This is a genomic window from Fluviispira multicolorata, from assembly GCF_009208585.1.
Lineage (GTDB): Bacteria > Bdellovibrionota_B > Oligoflexia > Silvanigrellales > Silvanigrellaceae > Silvanigrella > Silvanigrella multicolorata.
The window spans coordinates 184,361-204,493 of record NZ_WFLN01000006.1; the positions used below are offsets into that span (position 1 = coordinate 184,361).

The window sequence follows — 20,133 nt, forward strand, 5'->3', positions numbered from 1 at the left end:
TCAAGCTTGTGCTTGGGGTCTTAAAAATCTTGAAAACCAATCTGAATTTATAATGTATGCGAAGAGGATAAAATGGAAAAGCGAGGGCATAATTTAACTCGACTAGAATACAAAATACTGTCAGATTTATTACAAATTGAAACTCAATTAGGCTTTTCTGGAAAAGTAATTTTATTAAACCTTCAAGTCTCAGGTGGAATGGATAGCATGTGTCTTTTGCATGTGCTTTCTAAGGTGCTTAGTTCAAAATATTTTAATTCTAAAAATAGCTTTAAATTAATTGCTCAACATTTTAATCATAAAAAACGTGGCGAAGAATCAGATAAAGATGCTGAACTTATTTGTAAAGTTTGTCTTAAAACAGGTATTCCTTTTTATCAAGAAATAGCTGATGAAGAGACTTTTACAAAAGAAGGTAACAACTTTCAAAACAGTGCACGAAAATGGCGCAAAAATAAAGCTCATCTTTTATCTGAAAAAATGAAAATTGAATTAAATTGTGTGCAATATTTTATTGTGACCGCGCATCATGCTCGTGATCATGTGGAAACAGTGTTACTTCATGTTTTGCGTGGCTCTGCATTGCAAGGGTTAAAAGGCATTCAAAAATTTTCGGATGATAAAATTTATTATAGACCTTTTTGCAAATTTAATTATGAAGAAATAGAAAATTATTCTAACGAATTTAAAATTGAATATAGAACAGACTTATCTAATTTTAATAATGATTATGATAGAAATTATGTGAGAAATAATATTCTTCAACACTTAAAAAAACTACGACCTAATTATCAACAGGCATTTCATAAACTGTCAGAGCATGCTATTGAGCAGTTGGAATTAAATGAATCATTTCTTAAATCAAGCAAATGCAATCATTATACAATTGATAAGGAAACAAAATCTTCTGAGCTTTTTCATGTCCTTATCCAAAAAGAAAAAAGCTTGTTAGGGGTTGTGACAAAAAACTGTATAGACAATATTCTCTATGAAGTGGAGCTTATGTATAAAAAGAAGATAATTAAAAAAGAGATTAAAATAAGTTCTGGCTGGGGAATTCAATTAGTAAAAAATAATGAAAACATTGAGATAGATGTTTTTAGAGAAAAAATATAGAAGTCTGAATAAAGTATCCGATAAGGAATGACTTGACTTAGTGTGGTACCGTTGCAAACTGTTCCAAAGGGTGTAGAGATCGCCCGTTTTGTAGCATAAGATGATACTTGATTGCCTCCAACCAAACCAGAGGCTAAAGTGAAAGGTAAGGAGCTCGAATGGGTAAAGAATCCTGGTTAAAAGCCGCGCTGGTGTGGGCAGCGATTATAGTTTTATTTGCTTTATCTTTTAAGTTTTTATACAAACCTCATGAAGATATTCAAAAAACTTATCCACAATTTCAAAGTTATGTTGAGAAACCCCTTGGAGATCAACAAAGCATTGTGAGTGTTACAGTGCGTTCTGATAATTTGCGTGGCGATGAAATTGTTGCGAAATTAAAAGACAACTCAACTGTGACAACTTATGGTCCTGCAGATGATGGTGTACGTTCTCAATTACGTAAAGAACTCGAAGCCAAAAAAATACCAATAAACTATGAAAAACCAGATGATGGCAGCGTGTGGTGGGTAAGCCTTATAACAATGTGGCTTCCTGCAATATTAATTGTTGGACTTATGCTTATGTTCCTTCGCAATATGCAAGGAGCTGGTGGTAAAGCAATGTCCTTCGGTAAAAGCAGAGCAAAGCTTCAATCTGAAGGTGCAAATAAAGTAACGTTTAAAGACGTTGCTGGCATTGAAGAAGTCAAACAAGAATGCTCCGAAATCGTAGCATTTCTTAAAGACCACAAAAAATTCCAAGAAATTGGTGCTCGAATTCCTAAAGGCGTTCTTATGATGGGCGCTCCTGGTACAGGAAAAACCTTGCTCGCACGCGCTATTGCAGGCGAAGCCGGAGTTCCTTTCTTTACTATTTCAGGCTCTGATTTTGTTGAAATGTTTGTTGGTGTTGGTGCATCACGTGTGCGTGATTTATTTGAAAATGCCAAGAAAAATTCTCCTTGTATTATTTTCATCGACGAAATCGATGCCGTTGGTAGACACCGTGGTGCAGGCGTTGGTGGTGGACATGATGAAAGAGAACAAACTCTGAACCAATTATTGGTTGAAATGGATGGCTTTGAAGCCAACGATGCCGTCATCGTTATTGCTGCTACAAACCGCCCTGATGTTCTTGACCCCGCACTTTTAAGACCTGGACGTTTTGACAGACGGGTAATGGTTGGCCTTCCTGATGTACGCGGCCGTAAAGAAATTCTAGGCGTACACATGAAAAAAATTAAGCACGCTGAAGATATCAACGTTGAACGCATTGCACTTGGTACCCCAGGTTTTTCAGGAGCTGATCTTGAAAATCTTTGTAACGAAGCAGCACTTATGGCAGCTCGCAATGGCATGAAACGTGTTATTGAAAAAGACTTCGAATCTGCAAAAGATAAAATATTAATGGGACCAGAGCGCAGAAGTGCGGTTCTTCCTAAAGAAACTATTCGTGTTACAGCGTATCACGAAGCAGGCCATGCTTTGGTTTCTCACTTCTTAAAGTCACGTGATAATGTTCATAAAATTACTGTTATTCCACGTGGTCAAGCGCTTGGGGTGACTGCATATCTTCCAAAAGAAGATGTTTATGGCTACTCTAAAGAAGACCTCTTGACGACTATAGCTTATGCAATGGGCGGACGTGCTGCAGAAGAAATTAAATTCTCTCAGTTTACCACAGGTGCTTCAAATGACATTCAAAAAGCCACAGACCTCGCACGTCGCATGGTTTGTCAATTTGGTATGAGCCGCCTTGGGCCTATAAACTTCGGACAGAAAAGTGAAAATCCATTTTTAGGAAGGGACTGGGGAGAGTCACGTAATTACTCTGAAACTCTTGCTCATGAAATCGACATGGAAGTTTCAAAGATTATCAACACTCAATACGAATTGGCAAAACAAATTCTTGTTGAACACATGGATGTTTTTGAAAAGGTTTCAAGCATTTTACTCGAAGTTGAAACTCTCGACAGCGAAGAATTCCTAGAAATAATTAATAACAATGCGAATTCTGAGAAAATCAAAGAAATTCAAATTAAAAAGACTTTGAGTGGCAATGTAGAGGGTGCTGATGGAGCAGGTTCAAAACTTGATACAGCAAATGAAAACAATCTCAATCCATTAAATACAACACCTACGCCTGCTTAATTTTTATTGTATCTTCGTAAATAAATCCATCCAAAATATTTCATTTTTGGGTGGATTTGTTTTAAAATTTTTTCAATTAAAAATCCTAATTTATTAAGGCATATTAATCCTCCTTAAAAATTAAACTCTACAACGACTACAAAAAAATTGATGATTTTCTTATAAAATTCGAAGCATATTTTCTTATAAAATAAGACTCCAAATTCCATTTTTTATTAATTGGGAAAAAATATCCTTTCTCAAAAACAAAATTTATAAATTCAATTAATTCGTTTTTATTATTAACACTCCCATACCATCCATAACCATATTTTACTTTATCATTAATTCTAGTACTTTTTAAATTAGCAATATTTTTAGGTAAAAAATATGAAATTGGAAAACAATTTTCCAAAATATCTGCAAATGGATTATATGCTTCCGTGTTATGATGTATTCTCGTATTAGGTAAAGCGTTTCCTTTAGTCAGTCTTTTACTTAATTTTTCTATTATAGTTTGAATTCTTGGTGTTATATTTCCTTGATGAGGATGCTCATTAAGTGGAAAATTGGGTTGATTAATTTTTTGATGCATTTCATTATTATTTCTATAACGAAAAAATGATGGAGATGATAAATTTGATGTTCCAATACAATTTAGTCTTTTTTCCATTGGAATATCTTTTAAACTATAATCACTAAAAAGCGGACAAATATTAAATAAATCGTAATCGCCGGTAATATAGTTTTTATTATTATTTGAGACCAAATAAGCCATGACAAAAAGCTGTTCAAAATTTTTATCTATACTTTCAGAAATAAATACTCTATATTTTTTCATTAATGAATTATTTAAAATACACTCTAATTTAAAATAAAAACATTTATTCCTACTACTTTTTGATACACTACAAATAAAGTAGCGGTTGCCAAATTTATCTGCCCTCAAAAATTTTTCCGTAATAGAGTTTCCTCGAGCTCTCAAATTTTTAAGTTGTTTAATCAAATCTTGTTCACTCATAATAAGAGGTGACATTGTGGCATATTTTTCTTTAATTGCATTATTATTTTCCTCAGAACCTTTTTTGGCTCCAATCTCATCAAACCATACTTTGCTATACTTTCCTTCAAAAGGAACAAGGCCAGCATGAAGTCCCCAATCTGAAGTTTTTCCTTTAATATGAAAGTTTTTAGATGGGTATCCTTGCTCAAGCCAAGGACGAGCATAAGCTCCAGTAGAACGAAACATAATAATTACATTTTCATTTAGAGCTATATCTAAAATTCCAGATATATCACGTATTAAAATTCCACATTCAATGGAAAGCTGTGGAAACTGAGATAGAGATAATTGGCTAAATTTTGGCATAAATACTGATTTATTATTTAAATTCATAAGAAATCCTTAACTCATATAAAGATATAATTATCTAAAAATATTAAAATTTAAAAATAATTACTTTAATTATCAAATTCATTATAAAAAAGTCAAGACTGCTTTCAAATAGAAATTGTAGACTCATTGAGATCAAAAAACATTTTCTATAATTTGATCACAGAAAAAATAGAAATATGTTAAGTCATAGGCTTAGAGAGAAAATATCTCTTATATTGTTATTACAGTTTTGCCAGAAATAGTTTAATATAAAGCTATGAGTTGATTTATATTTTTATTCATTGGTTGCGCATGAATAGAAAATTAAAGAACTTAAAAACGATTCAAAAAAATGAGTAATTGAGCTGCACATGAAAAAAAATTCAAACATCATTCTTTTGTTATTTACAAGCATGCTAACAATAATATTGATAATTACTTGTTTTGTTTTTTACTTATACCAAATAGTACAAAATAATACTCCTCAACTTTCAGATCTTGCAAAAAAATCTGGAAAGCCTGCGTTTGCAATAACTTATAATTACCCAAAGAGCTTTAATCAGCAGCTTTATCATTTCTCAAAAAATATGGGTCTAGTAGAAACAAACTCAAAACAAACTCTCCCTCCAACAAGTAACGTTGGTTCCACTGGATTTTTCATTTTAGATATTAAACCACAAAATAGTAAAAGAATGATAAAAAAGCTCGATGAGGTATTAAGTGATTTTCTAAACTTTATTGATGAAGAAACCACTGAAGAACATGAATTTTTTGATCCTAGAAATTATGGTTACATACCAGAAGAAAGCAAGTTTTTTCCTACGCAAGATTCCCAAAATTTAATAGCCAATGAACTCGAACTTTCCCAAAATGAAGAAAGTCCTTTTTCAAAACCTCTTTCATTTTTAATAGAAGAGTTGTGGAATGGACAAACATTTCTATTTGGTGGAGCAACACAACTCCAACTCTCAACCAAAAACATCGTTTTATTATCTCTTGCACCGTATTTAAAAAAGGATGGCTCGCTATCTCCCAATTCATTTGAAGAAATATTTGTTAAAAGCATACCAAAAAATTTAGAGAATTATTTAAAAAAACATTCTTTAAATATCTCATTTAATACACTTAAAAAGGATGATCTTAAAGATATTAAACATTCTCAATTAACTCTATCTGTCACCGATCCTTCAGAGTTTTTAAATTCAATCTGTTCAATAAAAATCAACCCATGGGATTACTGTGGAAGGTTCTCCCTACAAAGAGACAAATTTAGAAAGAATTTTGAAGCAATTTTATCTTTATTAAGCAATGATTTTAAATTAAATTTGAATATATATTGGACTTTAAAAGGCAAAACATTAATTTATTCTAATCAATTATCTTATATAGAAAATCTAACATCTTTAAATGTAAAAGAAGAAGCGAATAATATTATTACATCTGTCTCTGCTTCAGGAAATGATTTTTTATTACCATCTGACTCTCCAAAAACTTTTACGAGTTTTTCTATATTATTTGACATGATTAAAATCCAGAACGAATTGATTGATTTTTCAGAAAGAATCAGACAAAATTCAAATATATTATCTGATTATTTTTCATCACCAGCTGGTGAAGTTTATTTTTCAGATTTCGAAAATAAAGTTAATAAGCTTACAGGGTATTCAGAAAAAGCATCTATAACCTTAGACACAGATGGCAATAAAATAATTCCTGAATTAAGACTTTTCTCTCCCACTGGAGATTTATTTCAAAAGAATGGTAAAGAATTAAGTCCAGAAGTTATAGGTTCTATAAGATCTTTTATTACAAAAACAATTTCCCTAGGAAATTACTTACAACCCAAAGAACTATTACCATTGCCAGGGCCATTCATTCAAAAAAATGGAAAATGGATTATTATCAGTTCTGAAATATTGGCAAAATTAATTCCAAGCTATTTAGAGCACAAAAATCCGTATATAGACAAATATTATGACCCAACAAATTTATGATATTGGAGCTCGTTCATGAAAGTTATTCCTATTGAAGGCAACACGCAAAAATTAGATGGTGGAGCCATGTTTGGAAATGCCCCCAAAACTATGTGGGAATCTTGGGTAGAATGTGATAAAGAAAATAGAATTAATTTATCTTGCAGAAGCCTTTTAATACAAAATAAGCAGGGGAAAAATATTCTATTTGAAGCCGGAGTCGGAGCCTTCTTTGAACCAAAATTAAAGGATCGATTTGGTGTTGTTGAAAAAGAACATGTTCTTCTAAATAATTTACAAAAAAATAATATTCCTCATGAAAAAATAGATGCCGTTGTTCTTTCTCATTTACACTTTGATCATGCAGGCGGATTACTTTCAGCATATAACGAAGGAGAAACTCGACTTTTATTTCCAAATGCTAAATTTTATGTAGGAAAAGAGCATTGGCAACGAGCTATCAATCCTCATCCCCGCGACAAAGCTTCTTTTATTCCCATTTTAAACAATCTTCTTGAAAAATCAGGTCGCTTGGTTTTAATTGAGGAAGATGGAAAAAGTGATCTTGCTCCTTTTGTTACATTTCGATTTTCCAATGGTCACACTCCTGGGCTTATGCTTGCAGAAATACATCTAGAGAATTATTTACTTGTTTTTGCAAGTGATCTCATTCCTGGTTTTGCTTGGATGCACATACCCATATCAATGGGATATGATCGATACCCTGAGCTTGTCATCGATGAAAAAAAGAAATTTTTAGATGATCTCTATACTAAAAATGCAAAATTATTTTTTACCCATGATACGAAACATCCTTTTGCTTCAATTAAACGAGATGAAAAAGGAAAATACAGTGCTGAAGTTTTTGAATTTAATTAAGGAAAATAATGTCTGAAGCCGTTCTTTATATAGTTTCTACCCCAATTGGTACTTTAGGAGATCTTTCTCCACGCGCACAAAACATTCTCTCAAGTGTTGACTTTATAGCCTGTGAAGACACACGTCATACAAGTAAATTATTGAATAATTTTGGTATAAAATCTCAACTTGAAAGCTTACATGTCCATAATGAAAAAGATAAAACAGATTATCTAATAAATAAAATTTTAAATTCAACTCATAAAAGTGCTGCAGTTGTATCCGATGCGGGAACCCCATGTATTTCAGATCCTGGCAGTTACTTTATTAGAGCTGCTCATAAAAATGGGATTCGTATATTAAGCATTCCTGGACCGAGCAGTATGACTTCTGCGCTTGCTGCAAGTGGATTTATTCAACCAAGAAGTCTTTTTTCTGGTTTTCTAGGGCGCAATAAAAAAGATCAAATAAAAGAATTTGCTAAATGGAAGTCTATTTCACCCTGTATAGCTATTTTTTTTGAAAGCCCTAAAAGAATTATTGACACATTAAATAATTTAAAAAATTATTTTATTGATAGCCCCATACAAGTATGCATTTCAAGAGAAATTTCTAAAAAATTTGAAGAACATATTATTGGAAATATCAATGATTCATTAGAAAAAATAAAAAATAAAATTGAAGTTCAAGGAGAATTCGTTGTCACTGTAAATATCGAAGAAATTAAAAATGAGAATCTCATACGAACTCCTGAAGAAGCTGCAATAGAAGTTCAAGAATGGGTTAAACTGGGTAAACAAGCAAAGCAAGCAAGCAAAGAAATTGCAGAAAAGTATGAATTAAATTCTAAAGAAATCTACAATACTTTTTTAAAACTTAAGCAATAATAATTATTTATAAATACATAAAAATAACAATAACTTATACTCTTGTTTAAATCTATCTTACACAAGAACAATATAGCCAAGCAAATTCAAATAGTTACCCCTCTTTACAGTTCTTTTACGTTTATAACCTTCACATTGCTCTAAAATTACCGTTAGAACGTAAAAGGAGTGTGTAACACTTTTTTCAAAATTTTAGAGGGACTTATGAAATTAAGAGAATCTGCATCAATAACAAAATTCAATTGGAGAAATTTCATTTGGATTACTGCAGTACACATTATAGGTTTAACACTTTGCTGGTTTTATTTTACATGGCAGGCTTTAATAGTCTTTTTAGTAATGCATTACCTTACAGGTATGGTTGGTATTACCTTTGGTTTCCACCGACTTTTGAGTCACAAAGGCTTTAAAACAAATTCCTTTATTCAAAACTTTGCTGCATTTTGCGGAACCCTTGCCTGCCAAGGTGGTCCTATTTCATGGGTTGGACAGCATAGAGTTCACCATGCTTTTTCCGACACAAAGTACGACCCACATGATATGAATTTAGGATTCTGGCACTCCCACATTGGCTTTATCTTTAATAGACGTGCCGATTTAAACGACGTTGCAGAGGTTTCACACTATTGTCCTGACATTGCTCGAGTTAAATATTTTATGTTCCTAGAGAAAAATATGATTCTCATTCAAGTCATTGTTGGTCTTTCATTATTTGCACTTGGCGGAGTCCTAGGTGGTGCCACTGGCTTTGACTGGTACAATGCTATGAGCTTTATAATCTGGGGAGTTTTCTTAAGACTTGTCTCTGGTTACCACGTAACATGGTTTGTAAACTCAGCAACTCACAAATGGGGAACGCGTCCACATAACACGAATGACGATTCTCGTAATAACTGGTGGGTAGGGATTCTCGCCTTTGGTGAAGGCTGGCATAACAATCACCATGCCCAACCTAGAGCGGCCCGTCACGGATGGGAATGGTGGCAATTTGACCAAACTTGGATAATGATATCAACATTAAAGACTCTTGGCTTTATTACAGATCTCAAGCTTCCTAATAGAGGCTCTAAACAAGAAATCTCACTTAAAAGTGATGATTCTACCTCTCCACATAGTTCCACTCCAGAACTGACTTCACAACGTAAAGCAGTTTAATTAAACAATATTAAATCCTCTCAATTTTAATGAAGGATTTAATATTGTTTACATTGATAGCTCTAGTTCATTACTAGAATAGTGTTTTACTTCGTTAAAATAAAATTTTCTTAAATTTGGTTCGCAAATAAAAATAAGAACCTCTTCAATTTCCCCTCTCTTTTTTCCATTGGAGTTAATGGCTCTTTTAGCAAATAACTTTCTGATCTCAAAATCTTTGTACAAGTCTAAAATAAATTTAGAATTAGAATTTGAAATAATAATGCATGCACCTCTGCGAGAAGCTCTTACGCATGAGTCATATAAACGTATTTGTTCTTGCTGATTAAATCCTATACTATTGTAGCTATTAAAAGAAGATGTTTGAGACAGAGGTTCATAAGGTGGATCACAATAAATAAAATCACCCTGACCAGACTTGTCAATTACATTTTCAAAATCTTCGTTAAATATTTCAACAGAGGAAAGTCTTTCAGACACTTTTAGAAAATTTTCTATTTCATAAAGGGTTGGGCATGCATCTCTTTTTCCAAATGGAACATTAAATTCACCCTTTAAATTTTGACGATATAACCCATTAAAACCAGTTTTATTTAGAAAAATAGTACGTGCAATTTTCTCATAATTAGAAGAAGGAATATTCTTTCTTAATTCGTAGTAAAACTCTTCTGAATATAATTTTGCATATCTATCTAAATTTTTGATTATTTCTTTAGGATTCTCAAGAATTCCCATGTATAAATTAAACACTTCTTTATTATAATCATTTATAATTGCTGGTATTTTTTTTGTTAAGGATAAAAAAACCGCTCCTCCTCCAATAAAAGGCTCAATATAGCGATAAAAATTAACTGGAAATATTTTGAGGAGTTGAGGTAATAAATTTGTTTTTCCACCAGCCCACTTTAATATTGGTTTTGATTTCTCTTTTAAAGAAAAGTGAAAGTTAGAATCATTCATAGCCAAACTCCAAAACGGAAGCATTGAAAAAGGATTCACTAACGAATTTTATTTATTGACTCGTATAAAAGCATATATTTAGAGTATCTATGAAACAAAGTAGAAAACGAGAAGCAATTCATGCTATAGAGTTTTCTAAGAAATACTCATAAATGGAGGCTTTATGACTGAAAATAATGCAACTGTATCGCATCAAAAGAACAATGCTCTTAGAACATGTCGAGATGGCTACGATAAATACCATCACATGGTAACCCCAAAAGCTGAATATTCAGGCATTGGCTGGTTCCTTGTTACATTCGGTATTACCATACGTCCCAAAAAAATAAAGTATATGTGCAGAAAGTGTAATGAGATCTTTGATGAGAGTTCTTCAAGTGAAGATTTAGACAGAAATACCTAATACTATTAATAGATTAAACAAATTTTGCACTCTTTAAATTAAGCCTTCTAAAGTGAATCACTTTTATATATTAGTATTATATATTCGATTATTAAAAATAAAAATATTCCTTTATTAAAAAGGATATATACATACAAAAATACAACCATATATTACCCAAATTATAAATTATGAAAAAATAACTATTTCAACAAAAGAGAGATTAAATTTCCACTTTTAGAAACACTTAATAGATTCAACCTAAAAATGAAACAATTAAATTTTAGCAAAAAATCAAATAAAATAGATCATTTTCATGAAAATAAAAAAAATAAAATAAACCATCCGATCTTTACAACTATTGATATCCAATAACAAATTTAATATATTTAAAATTATAAAAACACGTATCCCATCTAGAAATTGATTTCAATTCTACTTTCAAAATTTACATGCATTATAAAGTTTGATATTTAAAGAAAATATTATACTCTTTCAGCAAGTGTTTGACTAAATTGAGCTAATCTTAATTGGAGCAAAAACGATTTATGAATTCTGAAGATTCTCTTTCACTATTAAAATACATTGAAGAAGAGGAACTCTCTAAAAACAGCATAAAAAGCAAAGCGTCTATTTTAAAATCATTAAGTTGGATGTTATATTTAGTTGCATTGATTGTTTCATTCGATTTAACACCCAGAATTTTGAATCATTTCTCATTCTTTTATAGTTCTTGGATCAATATTATTTTATTTATATTATTGGCAAGTGGAATATATTATTTTAGAAAAGAATTTTTTCCAAAAAAAAATATTGAAACGGTTCGCAGCAAATTTAAAGAAATATCAAATATTATTGAAGAAAACGGTTTCGAAAAAATTTCAAATGATTTAAATCATATATTAAAACTCTCTCTTCTTATTTACAAATCAAACAAAGAATTTATTTATATTATTGATAAATCTCTTTCAGAATATCTAAAAATAATTCTAAAAATATCTGATTTAATAGAAAAAACAGAGCAGAATAGCAGTCAAAAAATCAAAAATATGAACATAAATATACATAATTTATTTAAATGTAAATTCAGTCATCATGATAAATATATAAATATCCTTAATTTTATTCAAATATTTGAAAATAAAAATTTTAGAGGAATTCAAATTGGAGAACTACTACGTTTTGGTGAAGGAAAGAATTTTGAAGGTATAGAAATCTTAAATGGTGTTATTCTAATTGGCAGAAATGAATATTTTGATGGCCTCATTATTGGTTTATTTAGATTTGGAAAGAAAATAATAAAATCCCCTAAAAAAGAAATAATTTTAAATGAAGCTTTGACTATATCAAATAATTCGGAAAATCAAAAAAACAATAAAATATTTAAAGCAAAAGAACTATTAAAAGATAATATAGAATTGAGAGATACGGCCGTCATGATATGCGAAGAAATTTCGCTTATCCGTTCCCACTGTACCGAATTTCTTGCAAATCAAATTAAGGACAATGTAAATAGAACAAGCAATAATTTAAAAGAAAAAATTGAAACTGAAAAAAGAATTTATGAAGAAATAAATAAGTTTATTTAATTTTGTATCCTAATATTTCCAACTTGCATTATCATATTTTCAACTATACTATTTATATAGGCATTTAACTTATAAATATTTAAACAGGAATGTATGTATGATGCATATAGCACATTATCAACTTGAACTTAAATATAAATTTGAAGATCAAATAATATCTGCCCCAAATTCAACAATTATTGAAAACACAACTTTATCAAGAAATAATCATAACTCACAAAATATGCTTATACATGGTGATAATTATCAAGTTATGAAATATTTACAAAAATCATTTCAAAATAAGGTAAAATGTATTTACATTGATCCTCCATTTAACACTGGGGTCAAAATTAATTCTAAAGGAATGGAACTCAAATACCACGATGAATTCGAGCACAGTTTCTGGCTTGGTATGATGCATGAAAGATTGATTGAGTGCAGAAATCTATTAAGTGAAGATGGCTGCTTATTCTTACACTTAGATGATAATGAATGCGCATATGCAAAAATATTATTAGATAATATTTTCGGAAGATCTAATTATATCAATACTATTTCTATAAAAACGCATGATCCTTCTGGTTTTAAAGTTACTGGAAAAATATTATTTTCAAGTGCTAACTACATACTACTTTATGCGAAAAATAAAGAGAATCTAAAGCTGAAGCCACTTTATATTGAAAAAAAATACGACAAATTATACTCCTATTGGTTATATAATAGAGAAGAGAATATTTCGTTGTGGAAATTTGAAAATATCAAAGATGCATTTGCAAAAATTAAATACAATACCTCCTCTTATAAATTATTAATAAATGAGAAAAAAATTTTAAAAGAGGAATTAGAAGTTCAACTGTCTGAATTTGCAATTAATAATGCAAGACAAATATTTCGTCTTGCACCAATTGGAGGAGGGGCAAAAGTAAAGCGGCAAAAATTTATTGAACTCTCCACTAAAAATAAAGGTATTATTTTTCAGTGCCCAAATGAAAAAGACGAGCATTTTTATTTGCTAAATGGCAATCAAATTCTTTTTTACGATAAGCGATTTCAAATTATAAATGGAAAACTTTGTCCTTCTGAAGTTTTAACAAATATTTGGTGCGATATTCCTTGGAATGGAATTGCCCGTGAAGGAGGAGTGACGTTTTGCAATGCAAAAAAACCAGAATCTCTTATAAAAAGAATTTTATTATTGTCAACTAATGAAGGAGACTTGGTTTTGGATTGTTTTTTAGGTTCTGGCACAACTGCTGCAGTTGCTCATAAAATGAAAAGATCTTGGATAGGCATTGAAAAGGATGATCAAATTTATACCCATGCGCATAAAAGACTTGTGCAAGTTTTAGAAGGAAAGGATAATCTTGGTATTTCAAAAGAAATGAATTGGAAAGGAGGCGGTGGCTTTCAATTTTATGAGCTGAATTATAATACCTAAAATTATTGATATTAAAATAATTAGCATTATTTATGAGAGATTTTTAATAATGAAAAAAAGACTTCAGTCGATTTTATATAATCAAATATTTATTACAAGAATTCTAACATTTTCAGTCTTTATTTTTGCATATATTTATTTAATTCATGATGTAAACAATACATACTGGCTCTTCGGTGATCAAACTCGAGACTGGAGAATTGCAAGCTCAAATGAATTGCAACTTATAGGCACTCCCATTTTAACAGGAGGATACTCATTTGGCCCTATTTTTTATTGGATTCTTTCTGGTATCTATCACTTCATAGGTCCTTTTTTTCATTATCTTCCACATGTAGCTGTTTACGGTTTGAGTTTCATAAATGCACTTTCGTGTGCTTTCTTATTTTTTGTTTTCTCTAAAAAGTACTATTCTTCAACCATTTTAATACTGTCACTTATTATTTTATATATAACAAGTCCCACACTCGCTTCGATTGGTGCAACTGCATGGAATCCTAATCTATCTGCTGCATTTGTAAATTTATCTTTTGGCTACGCCATATATAAAGGTTTATTTGAAGCTGGATATACAGTTAATAATAAATTGAGTATAATTATTTTTGTGATTTTCTCTTGGTTTGCTCTTCAAAGTCATTCTCCAGCAATTTTTTACACAGCAGGGGTGCTCTTATTTGTTTTTATAAAAACTAAGAGTTTAAAATTAAAATTTCACTACATTCTCATTGGTTTTTTAGTTATATTAATATTACAAACTCCTTATATTATTTATATGATAAATAATATAAATGAACTTATCTCATATAAAAATGGAACAGATCAATCTTTTAATAGATTCCTCCTTATTAAAGGAGCATTTGGAAAAGGATTTATATATTTGTTTCAAAATATAGCTGATTATATTTTTACCTACAATTACATTATTTCCTATATAATTATTTATCTATCTTTATTACTAATTTGTATTTTTAAGAAAAAATTTAAAGATCCCTTATTTCAATTTTCTTTCCTATTCTTATTTTTATGTTACTATGGATATTCATGTATTCCTTCATGGTCGAGAGAGAATTATCTACTTGTTGCAAATATTTTTCCAATAGCAATATTACCTCTTTTTTTACTACTTAAAGAAGTTTTTAAAGTTAAAAAATTCAATATCTACTTACATATATTTATATTATCCACAGTTATTTATTTAATTCCAAATCGTAATTCTCAAAAAAACACTCAGTTTCCATTTTACAAAACTCTCAAAATCACTTCAAAAAAAATCTTTGAAACTCACAAAGAATTGCAAGATATTATTGTTCCAGATTTTAAATCCGATGTTGATTCGACAATTATTTACGAAGGCTATGGAGGAAAAATAGATCCTGAAAATAAAATAACAGCTATTATAGATAACAATGGAAATGTTACATATACATATTTCTAAATGAATTAAGAGACTAAGGAAATATAAATTTCTTTCTTAAAAGAAATGGCGTCACCAGCAGGATTCTAACCTGCGACCCCATCTTTAGGAAAGATGTGCTCTATACAGCTGAGCTATGGCGACATAATCCTTATATTTTGCAAAAAAAAGCTCTTCCGTCAAGGGCTAATTATTTTTACTTTCTCTATTTATGAAAAATCTTCCAAAAACTGAGCAAACTGAGACTCAATCTGTCCAATTTTTTTCTTAAAAAGAAAAACACATTTTAAAGGAATATAACTTTTTCTTTACCAATGGTTTGCGAATTGGAGAATTTTTGGACAATCTTGAAAATAAATATTATAAAACTCCAAATTTACTACATCTTTTTTCAGTTGGTTTTCTATATTCCATTTTTTCATATTTAATATTCATAATATCAATACAAGCTACATCACATATCATTCAAAATACTGGAATATTTGAAAATATATTTAATATTTCTAAGGGTGTAAAAAACAAAGCGTTTTTTATTTCTTCGCAAATGGAAGAAAAAAACTTGGCCCTCAATTTTTTAGGAAATATTCGAATGTTATCTTTTACAGAAGCGAATCAATTTCAATCTTCAGGTCTTTTACACTTACTTGCAATATCAGGAGGCCAAGTTGTACCAATTGCAAGCGGCATAAGTCAATTTATTTCATATATTTTCTATTATATTTTAAGAAGTTCTTCTTCTCCTCTAACCCTTATGAATTTAATATATAATTTTAAAACAATATTATCCTTAATACTATCACTTTTAATATGCCATATGTTTGGCTGCTCCGGAGCACTCATTCGTGTTTCTTCTTTAACATATTTAAGTAAAATAAAATCATTACAATCTGTTTATCTAAATCTCTTTCCCTATTTTCCAAATATACCTGTTGCAAGCTTCAACCGTATTTTTATTCTAATTTTAATATCTCTTTTCTTTGGAAATATTTTAATTAATTATTCATTTTTACTTTCAGCAATTGGTGCTTCTTGTGCAGAAATTTCTTTACGTATTTCTTATTATTTTATTAAAAAATCAAAAATATTTATTGTTTTATCTTGCACATCTCTTACTTCAATTTTTACAGGATTAATTCTTTATCCATTTTCTTCTATTAATTTATTTCAATCCTGTATGGCAAATCTCATTGCACTGCCAATAGTTTGTTTTTTAATAACTCCCTTTTCACTTCTACTATTATTTCTACCACAAAATTTTATATATTTTGAAAATATTATTTCTATGCTTGATTTTTCCTTATCTTTATTAAAAAAAATATCATTTGTCTTTTCTGAACCTTACTTTTCTAAAAATCCATTTGAAAAAAATAACCCACTCTTTAAAAAGGAAGGATTATTTTATTTAAACTCAGTGCTTTTTATTTTATGGATTACAATTGATCTTTATAAAGAAAGAAAAATTTATTATGCACGAAAATATTTTTTTAAATTATAATTTATCAGAGAATTCAACTTCAGAAAGTATTTGTACATTGTGCTTAATTGCATCTTTATATTTTGATGAACTAGAAGTTTCATTACAGACCAAAAAATCAGTCTTAGAACTCACTGAAGAAACAAGCTTAGCACCTGCTTTTTCAAGCATTGCTTTATATTCCTCTCTTGGACGCGAAAGAGCTCCTGTAATACAAATGTTTTTTCCAAAATAAGGGTGATTTTTTTGTTGATCTGTAATAATACCACTATCATCATTTAAAACAGTCACAAATTTTAATAAGTTCTCAATTACATGTTCTTTATTTTTAAGTGATTCAACAAAATCTTCTGCCGACTTTTGTGCCCAACCTTTTTCAGATAAAAGATCTTCAACACTTAATTTTAATGTATTATTTAATGTTCCACACTTCTTTGCTACTTCCTGACATTTTACTGCACCTCCTCTTTTTAAACCAAGTGAAGTTAAAAACTTTGCCAAAGGAATTTGCCTTGAAGCTTGAATTGCAGCCACTACATTTTCAGATGATTTCTGTGCAAAACCTTCTATTTGCAAAAGATCTTCCACATTTAATTTATAAAAATCTGCTGGTTCTTGAACAAGTCCTGCTTCTCGAATTTTCATTATGATTTTATCAGACACTCCCATAATATCGAGTGATGATACATAATAGACGAGGCTTTCTTGATCTTTGAACGTACAATTTTTATTATCAAGACACAATAAATCTGGTCCTTTACGAGTTAAGAGAGAACCACACAAACATATGCTAGGAAGTTTAAATTTCTTTTCCGCAGGTTCTACCAAGCGCAAAATAGCGGGAATAACTTCTCCACTACGAATTATTTCAACTTTTGCTCCTACAGCATATTCTCCTTGCTCAATAAACTCTGCATTATGCAAAGTTGCATATGAAATTTTAGCCCCAGATAAATACACAGGATTTAATTTTGCTCGAAAAGATATTTTTCCACTACGCCCTACATTAACTTCTATTGCTTGAATTTCTGTTTCTGCAGTTTCTCCTGCTTGCTTAAAAGCAAGACTTCCCCTTGGATGATGAGCTGTATTTCCGAGGGATTCCCAAATAATTTCATCTCTCAAACGAAAAACTATACCATCGATTTGATAATCTCTTTCTATAGAATACAATTCTTTTAAAAATGTAGTTAAATTTTCAACATTTTTAATATTATTTATTTCGCTAATATGAGATGTTTCTGTAATAAAACTTAAAGATTCTAAAATATTAATTTTTTCAAAATAATCTGATTCGATCGAAAATATTTTAGAAAAATTACGGGCAGGAATATAATTATCATCTTTATCAAAGACTAATATATCATAGACACAAAATTTTAAAACTCTTAGAACATCAACTGCTTCTTCTACATCTTTTCTACCTAATGTTCCAGGGACTGCATTTCTAAAACTATCAAAACGATCTGTAAATTTTGGAAATTCCGATAGTGGGAAATAAACTTCACCTCGAATTTCAATTTTATATTTTCCGCTGCTATTTAAAATAATTTTTTTACTAATATCTTTAATATGATAAACATGTTCCGTAACATCTTCTCCAAACTTACCATTTCCTCGAGTAGATGCTCGTAAGAAATTTCCATTTTCATCATACTCTATTGACAATGCCATTCCATCAATTTTATCCATTGCAACGCATTCATACTTATTTATAAACTCAAATAGATCTTCTATAGAATAAGTTTTTGCTAAAGATAACATTGGTAAGTTATGTGAAATTTTATTATTTGTTTCAGAAAATGGGTAGCCCACTAAACTTAGAACAGGATGATTTGGAGCAAGTTCTTTTAATTTTTGTTCCAGAGCATCATACTCAGCATCACTTATAATACTCTTACCCTTATAATATAATTTCTTATGATAAAGAATTTGTGAGGCTATGTTTTCAATTTCAATTTTTATATTTTTTTTAGTAATCACGAAAATCCCTCCCAAAGAGCCAAGGAGGGTTATAACAATCTTAATTAATAAGAATCAAGCTTTTCCATAAAATGCTTTATTCAGCATAGGGCTGAGCATTTAATATTATTTTTCTTTTTCGACCAGCATAGCCAAGCGGACCATGATCCCAGCCTTCGTATGTTAAAGAAGCCTTTGATGCATCGCTAATAGTTATTTCTGCTTTTTGTTTAAATGGAATTTCAAATATTCCAACAGGATGGATTCCTGAATAAATTTGTTTTCCATCTGACTCAACAATTATATTTACTTTACTTGTTACATTAATTTTTGCAGTCCGTTCAATTATCATTGAATTCGAAACTTTTTGTGAAGAAATACTCATTCCACCAGTAGCAACAGTTTGCGTTTGAGAAGAAGGTTCTGCCACACTTTTATTTTCTTTATTTGTTGGAATGCTAGGATCAACAACACTTGAAGGAATGGGTTCAGCATTCTCAATATTACTTTCTATAGATTTAGCGCTTAAGCTCGTTCCTTTAGTTTGGTGAGTGTTCTTTGAGCTTAAAAATAAAGTGATGAATCCAAATATCGCAAAAAATGCGAGACCTAAAACAATTCTCATTGGAGCCATATCGACGGAGGATCTTTTCTTTGTTATTTGTTCTTCACTGTAATCATTACTTTCAGGTGTATTATCAATTCTTGAGTGATATATGGGCTCACTTTCAGTTATTTTTACTTCAACTCTACTTTCTGTAGCCGCAACATAAGTATTTTCTTGAACAGGTCTTTTCACAGGCTCTGCTCTGGGCAATGCGCTCTCTTGAAAGCTTTTATAATTTGCTTGGGGAGGGTGATAGTTTTGTTTTTCTTCTACTTCTATACCCAATACTTCAAATGCATTTGGAGTTACAATTGCATTCGAATGTGGTCTTTGTGGAATATACGCAGGTCTATTATAAGTTCTGGTTTGAGAAACGTCTTCTGATATACCCGTTGCAGGCACAGCATACTCTGCATGACCTTCATTTCCTGTTACTTTTTGAAAATCACGCCTCGAAATGGAACGAATGACTTCGGCCGACTCTTCGGCAGCAGGATGATATTTTGATTTTTTTGTAGTCGACGACATAAGACTTTCAGACTGTCTTTCAACTCTTACCGTTTGCAAGTGCTGGAAAGACTCAAATTCAGGAATATGTACTGCCAGTTCTCTTGCGTACAAACGAATAAGTCCTCTGCCGTTGAGTCCAGGAGGCAATACATCCCAATCTCCGGCTTCAATTGCTTCAATATATCTATCTCTAATTTTTACGCGCGCTGAGACTTGGGATTGTGAGAGTCGACGATTTTCACGTGCTTGCTTAAGTCGACTTCCGACAATATTTGCAGTTTCATAGGTAACGCCAAGAGCATTCTTGTCATTTGCAGATGCGGCTTGCGTTATATTCATA

General features: G+C 30.6%; 15 protein-coding genes and 1 tRNA gene. 11 read left to right on the forward strand and 5 right to left on the reverse strand.

From position 1 onward, the window contains the following. Positions 1-72: 72 nt before the first annotated feature. Complete coding sequence (gene tilS, locus GCL57_RS07205; protein ID WP_152212680.1) at positions 73-1,116, forward strand: tRNA lysidine(34) synthetase TilS; 1,044 nt, start codon at positions 73-75, stop codon at positions 1,114-1,116. Between the two features lie 158 nt (positions 1,117-1,274). After that, a complete protein-coding gene (ftsH, locus tag GCL57_RS07210; RefSeq protein ID WP_152212681.1) occupies positions 1,275-3,248 on the forward strand; it encodes an ATP-dependent zinc metalloprotease FtsH in 1,974 nt (657 codons plus the stop codon). Between the two features lie 136 nt (positions 3,249-3,384). On the opposite strand, the gene GCL57_RS07215 is transcribed toward ftsH, so the two are convergent. Next, positions 3,385-4,623 (reverse strand): anthrax toxin-like adenylyl cyclase domain-containing protein, encoded by a 1,239-nt coding sequence (locus GCL57_RS07215; protein WP_152212682.1) that lies wholly within the window; start codon positions 4,621-4,623, stop codon positions 3,385-3,387. A 350-nt stretch (positions 4,624-4,973) separates the two neighbouring features. On the opposite strand from GCL57_RS07215, the gene GCL57_RS07220 reads away from it, so the two are divergent. The 4 genes from GCL57_RS07220 (at position 4,974) to GCL57_RS07235 (ending at position 9,475) form a co-directional block, all read left to right on the forward strand. Further along, on the forward strand, positions 4,974-6,596 hold the full coding sequence (locus tag GCL57_RS07220) for a hypothetical protein (protein ID WP_152212683.1): 1,623 nt from the start codon (positions 4,974-4,976) through the stop codon (positions 6,594-6,596). A gap of 15 nt (positions 6,597-6,611) precedes the next feature. Then, positions 6,612-7,454, forward strand: a complete 843-nt coding sequence (locus GCL57_RS07225) for an MBL fold metallo-hydrolase (protein ID WP_152212684.1) — start codon at positions 6,612-6,614, stop codon at positions 7,452-7,454. Positions 7,455-7,462: 8 nt separating this feature from the next. Continuing rightward, the gene (gene rsmI, locus GCL57_RS07230) at positions 7,463-8,320 is read left to right on the forward strand and encodes a 16S rRNA (cytidine(1402)-2'-O)-methyltransferase (protein ID WP_152212685.1); all 858 of its coding nucleotides are present in this window, start codon (positions 7,463-7,465) and stop codon (positions 8,318-8,320) included. A gap of 204 nt (positions 8,321-8,524) precedes the next feature. Next, positions 8,525-9,475 (forward strand): acyl-CoA desaturase, encoded by a 951-nt coding sequence (locus tag GCL57_RS07235; RefSeq protein ID WP_152212686.1) that lies wholly within the window; start codon positions 8,525-8,527, stop codon positions 9,473-9,475. Between the two features lie 48 nt (positions 9,476-9,523). Here the strand turns inward: GCL57_RS07235 and GCL57_RS07240 are convergent, their stop codons facing one another. Further along, positions 9,524-10,435 carry a DNA adenine methylase gene (locus GCL57_RS07240; protein ID WP_161597648.1) on the reverse strand — a complete coding sequence of 304 codons (912 nt, stop codon included), beginning with the start codon at positions 10,433-10,435 and terminating at the stop codon, positions 9,524-9,526. A 163-nt stretch (positions 10,436-10,598) separates the two neighbouring features. On the opposite strand from GCL57_RS07240, the gene GCL57_RS07245 reads away from it, so the two are divergent. The 4 genes from GCL57_RS07245 to GCL57_RS07260 all read left to right on the forward strand — a co-directional run bounded on the left by GCL57_RS07245 (position 10,599) and on the right by GCL57_RS07260 (position 15,261). Then, positions 10,599-10,838 (forward strand): hypothetical protein, encoded by a 240-nt coding sequence (locus GCL57_RS07245; protein WP_152212688.1) that lies wholly within the window; start codon positions 10,599-10,601, stop codon positions 10,836-10,838. A 527-nt stretch (positions 10,839-11,365) separates the two neighbouring features. Continuing rightward, positions 11,366-12,406: a hypothetical protein gene (locus GCL57_RS07250; protein WP_152212689.1), complete on the forward strand. Its 1,041-nt coding sequence runs from the start codon at positions 11,366-11,368 to the stop codon at positions 12,404-12,406. Positions 12,407-12,503: 97 nt separating this feature from the next. After that, positions 12,504-13,826 carry a site-specific DNA-methyltransferase gene (locus GCL57_RS07255; RefSeq protein ID WP_152212690.1) on the forward strand — a complete coding sequence of 441 codons (1,323 nt, stop codon included), beginning with the start codon at positions 12,504-12,506 and terminating at the stop codon, positions 13,824-13,826. A gap of 49 nt (positions 13,827-13,875) precedes the next feature. After that, a complete protein-coding gene (locus tag GCL57_RS07260) occupies positions 13,876-15,261 on the forward strand; it encodes a hypothetical protein (protein WP_152212691.1) in 1,386 nt (461 codons plus the stop codon). A gap of 46 nt (positions 15,262-15,307) precedes the next feature. Here the strand turns inward: GCL57_RS07260 and GCL57_RS07265 are convergent. Further along, a tRNA-Arg gene (locus GCL57_RS07265) sits at positions 15,308-15,384 on the reverse strand. A 193-nt stretch (positions 15,385-15,577) separates the two neighbouring features. Here GCL57_RS07265 and GCL57_RS07270 point away from each other — a divergent pair. Beyond that, positions 15,578-16,735, forward strand: coding sequence for a ComEC/Rec2 family competence protein (locus tag GCL57_RS07270; protein WP_152212692.1), 1,158 nt, complete (start codon positions 15,578-15,580; stop codon positions 16,733-16,735). Here GCL57_RS07270 and ligA read toward each other — a convergent pair. Further along, the gene (gene ligA / locus GCL57_RS07275; protein ID WP_161597649.1) at positions 16,730-18,697 is read right to left on the reverse strand and encodes an NAD-dependent DNA ligase LigA; all 1,968 of its coding nucleotides are present in this window, start codon (positions 18,695-18,697) and stop codon (positions 16,730-16,732) included. The two genes, GCL57_RS07270 and ligA, sit on opposite strands and share 6 nt — an antisense overlap. A gap of 76 nt (positions 18,698-18,773) precedes the next feature. Continuing rightward, positions 18,774-20,132 carry a helix-turn-helix domain-containing protein gene (locus GCL57_RS07280; protein ID WP_152212694.1) on the reverse strand — a complete coding sequence of 453 codons (1,359 nt, stop codon included), beginning with the start codon at positions 20,130-20,132 and terminating at the stop codon, positions 18,774-18,776. Between the last annotated feature and the right edge of the window lies 1 nt (position 20,133).